Genomic DNA, 1,974 nt, shown 5'->3' with positions numbered 1-1,974 from the left:
GACCTTCATCTTCAACGCCGCGCCAACTCGCGCAAAGGAATAGGTCAGGGTGGCGATTAACGCCCGATCCCGCAGATCACGCAAGGTTTCTTTTGGAATGGCATCGACCAAGGCCCGCCACTCCGCCGGTGCCAGCACAGGTGTCCTGCCAACTTTCACGACATGTCGCGGTCCACGGACCGCAGATGCTGGATTCGATGGTGCCACCTGCCCGATGATCAGCCAGTCGAAGAGCATCCGAACCGCAGCCAGCTGTTGTTTCACACCAGGCGCCGAATATTGTTGCTGCAAACTCTCCACCCAAGCCGCCACGTCTACGGACCGGATCGAGGTCAGCCCCAGGCCGCGATCATTGCTCCAGGCGAAAAATCGTGCACAGGCCCTCGCGTATGCCCGCCGCGTGTTCGAGTTCCGGACATGGGCGGTGAAAAATTCAACATATCGCCACGCAGCTTTCTCGCCCTCATGCGCGATCAAGGCGGGGATCAGGTTGAATTCGTCGCGCCCCTCCAGCCCGGGTGCCAAGGCGATCGCACGCACCTGACTGGTCATTTTTCTCCGGCCGACGCGATAATCTGCATCACGGCCTCACGGATTTCCGGATCATGGCCAGACAACAAATTGAACAGCGGCGGTTGGCGACCGGCTGCCCGCACCGCCGCGATCACGGCATCGGCAGACTGGATGCGCTGGGCTTCTTCTAGTTGTCGAAGATAATCCCAGGTGGTGATCAGAATGAGCTTTTCCGGATCGACGATGCTCAGTCGCTCGGCATCCCGATCATCGCTCAACAACAGGGCACGCTCCTGGCGGTTGAACGGATAAGTGCGAATCAGCTCCAGCGCCGCTCGTTCGCCCAGGTCACGGGACAACCGGCCGCCCTGAAACTCCAGAAGCGACATTTCACGCTGAATGATCTCGGTGGGCTCGATCCGCACCGCGTCCATGTGAGCCCTATACCAGTCGATAATCTCCTGTGCACCGAGTTTTCCAGCTGCCGCGGTGGCTTCGTGGAAAACCGCATCCGGGATCAATATCGGCAGGTTAGGATACAGGAGATAATCGAGGCTCTGAGCCGCTGCGAGCGTGATAAGCGGTGCAGCGTCGGTAACGATGAGCCTAATATCAATCGTCATGACGCAGGCGCGGCAGTAAAATGGCCTGGGCGCGCGCCAAGCGCGCTTCGTGCGCCGCCGTCTCTGCCGGGCGTGGAAGAGAAAGATCGTTCTGGGAGAGGGCGATGATCAGATCAGCGTAATCGTGGAGCCCGGCGCGCTCGATCGCGGCTCGCGTGCCAATTTGCCCCGCCGCATAGATCCGGAGCGTTTCGAGCTGCTGGGGGGATGTGATGCCAACCATGCACTGTTCATACTGCACGGGGCACCATCGGTCAAATATCACGCATGATAAATGATGTTATCATGCGTGATATTCGCAAGACTTTGCCTGACGGACGCATGGTGACTCACTCACGCTTAACAATCCGGGCGGTTTGAGCAACCACATCAGAACGAATCCGACATGATGCCGACATCGCTTAAAACGAATGATACAAAAAAGTGCAGCGTTTCGCGGCTTCGAGCCGACCTTAAGTCTGCTCCGAAGATGTTGGCTCCATGATAATGTTTTCCTCTGTCCACGTTTCAGCACCTGCCCTGGTTTCTCCCCGGCTCGAAGGGATCGGAGTACCGTCCGAGCCGATAGCGTAATAACCGGAGCCGGGTAACTTTGCATTCGTAGCTTGTGCAGCGGTGTAATATTTGATTTCCATTTTGCGTCCTCGGATTTCACGGTTGTTGACTGTAAGTGGGTTCATATACTTATTATTGCTAGCCCCGGTTTTCCTAGGCATTATAAGCGGATGAAACAAAGTCAGGGTTGGGCAACTTGTTTCCGTTGCCTCGGGAAGGCAACCACGTGCGCACACATATCGCGAGCGGTGGGTTGTAAAATCACCCCTGGTTGGTCACCTCG

At 57.0% G+C, this 1,974-nt stretch carries 3 protein-coding genes; all 3 read right to left on the bottom strand.

Going from position 1 to position 1,974, the window contains the following annotated elements; genetic code table 11:
* Window positions 1-540, bottom strand: a 540-nt coding sequence (locus ACP5E6_RS18775; RefSeq protein WP_427956959.1) for a tyrosine-type recombinase/integrase, incomplete at its 3' end; no start/stop codon positions are given.
* Window positions 541-548: 8 nt separating this feature from the next.
* Window positions 549-1,136: a hypothetical protein gene (locus tag ACP5E6_RS18770; protein ID WP_427956956.1), complete on the bottom strand. Its 588-nt coding sequence runs from the start codon at window positions 1,134-1,136 to the stop codon at window positions 549-551.
* Window positions 1,126-1,359: a hypothetical protein gene (locus ACP5E6_RS18765; RefSeq protein WP_427956954.1), complete on the bottom strand. Its 234-nt coding sequence runs from the start codon at window positions 1,357-1,359 to the stop codon at window positions 1,126-1,128. The genes ACP5E6_RS18770 and ACP5E6_RS18765 overlap by 11 nt, the downstream gene beginning before the upstream one ends.
* Window positions 1,360-1,974: the final 615 nt, after the last annotated feature.

The organism is Acidiphilium sp., from assembly GCF_049977125.1.
Taxonomy (GTDB): Bacteria; Pseudomonadota; Alphaproteobacteria; order Acetobacterales; family Acetobacteraceae; genus Acidiphilium.
This window is presented reverse-complemented; position numbering and strand designations above follow the sequence as displayed.